2 protein-coding genes and 1 pseudogene are annotated in these 2,561 nt (G+C 49.2%); all 3 read right to left on the bottom strand.

Annotated features, from left to right (window positions below; all coding sequences use genetic code 11):
* Positions 1-1,284 (bottom strand): SEL1-like repeat protein (locus tag HA45_RS23220; protein ID WP_244563526.1); only part of this gene is annotated, 1,284 nt, incomplete at its 3' end.
* Positions 1,284-1,613 carry a phospholipase D-like domain-containing protein gene (locus HA45_RS27755; RefSeq protein WP_244563525.1) on the bottom strand — a complete coding sequence of 110 codons (330 nt, stop codon included), beginning with the start codon at positions 1,611-1,613 and terminating at the stop codon, positions 1,284-1,286. The genes HA45_RS23220 and HA45_RS27755, both read right to left, overlap by 1 nt.
* Positions 1,614-1,664: 51 nt before the next feature.
* A pseudogene (locus HA45_RS23215) lies at positions 1,665-2,561 on the bottom strand (phospholipase); the annotation flags it as partial.

The following is a 2,561-nucleotide window of genomic DNA, read 5'->3' as shown; positions in this document are numbered from 1 at the left end:
GCCCAGATAACGCCACGTCACGGGGTGCTCTTCCTCCGTGTGCCTGTCACGCAAGGGCCAGGGGCGGGACTGAGTGCGCGTTATGCGGTCAGCCGACATCGTATCCCCCTCCCTGAAGTAACGCACCTCTTCCGCACCTGTTCCGCTGTCCGGTATCCAGGCCGTCTGCCAGTAACCGCTTCTCGGGCAGGGTTCCCCACTGTTGCACAGCAGAAGCGACGTACTCTGTTTATCGAAGTCCGGTGATTCCGGCAGCGGCCTGCCGGTCGCCGGGTTCAGGTGCTTCTTCTTCGCCAGCCGGGCAATCAGCGCCTCGTCCGGTTTTTCCGGCGGGATGTTGGCTTCGCGGGCCTCCACCCACTTCAGTTTGCCATCCCATTCCGGCAAAGGTGCGGGAGGTAATGGAACGATGTCGTTGATTTCGGGCACGGTGGGATGGGCGTAAGAGTAATCTGCAAGTATTCGCCTGATAAGCTTATAGCGGCGGACACGTTCGGGATCTTTTTGCTGGCCAAGAAAATAGAGCCTGTCAGTGGGCTCAGGGCCATTAAATCCAGATTCTAGAAAACTTGCGGAACTTCTATCCCCGGCAACAACACCTAACTGAAATGCCTCGGCTGCCTTAAGGAATTGTTTATTCACGGCTAGCATATTTCCCAGTTTATTAGCCGCATCTCCTGATCCTTGCGTTGCTGCACAAAACAGCATCTCTTTAGCTATGTCTGGAGCCATCCCTTTTGGAGATAACTTGCCGCCTATATAAGCCTGTGCCAGAGCACTTCCTTCATCAGCCGCTTTACGGTAGTAACGCAGCGCCATGTCCTCATCCTTCTTCAGCCCTGCGGCGCCATGCTGCAGATAGATGGCAATAAAGTAGTAACCGCTGGCAACCCCTTCATCGATAAGCAGCTGGCTGTACCGTAACTGCTCTGAAGCCGTTAAATTGAGCTGTCCACGCAGCGAGCCATTCTGCAGATTAATATTAGCCTTCATATGGCCATTTTCTGCCGCAATACGATAGAGGCGAGCCACTTCCGTATTCACTACTTTGTCCTCATCTAATTGATTGTTTTTTTGCAGCCAGCGTGAGTAGTTAAAAAGCAATTCGGTATCAGGATTAGACTGCGGAATAACTTCAAATTTACAGACAAAAGTCAGATGGGCATGTATTTCATCTAAAGATGGCATGGAATGATCCCTTGGTGAATCGCCTTCAGTATTCACATTAATATTCTGATCGCAGCCGATAACACTAAAGCAAAAAAGAAGTAACGGTCTCCACATCAGTCCCAATCCTTAAGTTTTGAATCATTGTAATAAAATTTAACAAGAGGTGCAGATGGCTTATATTTAGCAGCATCCTTGAGCGCTTCATTTCTGTTAATTATGTCTCCCCATGAATTGAATGCATCTTCAGAGTCATCTTGCATCCCTTTACCATTGGTATGAAGCCTCCATAGCCTCCTCCTTAAATCCTGAGTCACACTGCCCCATTCGTGAGCAATATTCATTTCACTGTCCACCTGCATGCTGCGGGTATTAATATTGGCGGACCCATGCGTAGTAAATACGTCATTCACAATCATTAACTTGGAGTGGATATAAACTGGCATCCAGTTCTCGGGGGGGAGAGTCCAGTGCAACAAGAGAGCAGACATGGATGTTTAAACCAGGCCGGGGCTCGGGGATAATCGTACTTTTTCAATTTCAAGTATCTTTGCGTCCAGCTCTCGCTGTTTCTTTAAAAATTCTTCAACATCTTTAGGTGTATACATCGTTGAAACAGGTGTTGTTCCTGCTTCTTTCCGAAGTTTATCAATCTGCATTTTTTTTGTGATACCCGGAATGGTGTCCGCCCGTCCCAGCACCTTAAGCATGCGCTGGGTATTGACGGTACCCGACCCGATACCCTCATCTGTGGCGTTGGTCACCACAAACAAATGCAAAGCACCATGCTTATTCAGGTCGCGCCCTTTGCTTATCTGTTCTTCTGCAATTTTATTGATCAACTCGGCCATCGGCGGCCAGCGGAAATACTGATTTTCAATATAGATAAACTGAGTGGCATTGTTGACTGCCTGCAAATAAAGCGTCTCGATATCACGTTTTTGTTCCTGTGCCTGAGTACGAAGCAGTTGAGCCATAATCGGCGTGCCGTATTCAGGGCGGGGCTTCAATTCTTTTGCCACTTTCTTTGCATTACGCAAAGCCAGCAGATCCTGATGCGTTTCCTTACACCACGCCTTAGCAAAATTCTCGTGCAGGTGTTCCAGTATCGGGCCCGTTACCTGACTTGAGATATCCTGACGCGGGAGAAAACCGCTGGCTCCCATATTGGGTGCACAGGCATCCACGCTGCCTGCCCGACGCCTGGATGAGTGCTCATCTGTATCCCAGTACTCATCGAGCATGTTGTGGCCCATCACAAAACCCACTGCATGCTCCGGTAATTCGTAATCAACCAGGACTGTTTTCTGGTGATGAGTGGCTGTCGCCGCCAGAAGTGCTACGGTCATTTTACTGATGTCTTTATCAAGGGCATGCAGTGCTGCCTGATATTG

Origin of the sequence: Pantoea rodasii (assembly GCF_002095465.1) — a bacterium.
Lineage (GTDB): Bacteria > Pseudomonadota > Gammaproteobacteria > Enterobacterales > Enterobacteriaceae > Pantoea > Pantoea rodasii.
The sequence above is the reverse complement of the archived record's forward strand: the minus strand, read 5'-3'. Positions and strand labels throughout refer to the sequence as shown.

Coding starts and splice junctions, on each gene's coding strand:
- HA45_RS27755 (WP_244563525.1), bottom strand. CDS start 1,613: ATGCCAGTTTATATCCACTCCAAGTTAATGATTGTGAATGACGTATTT.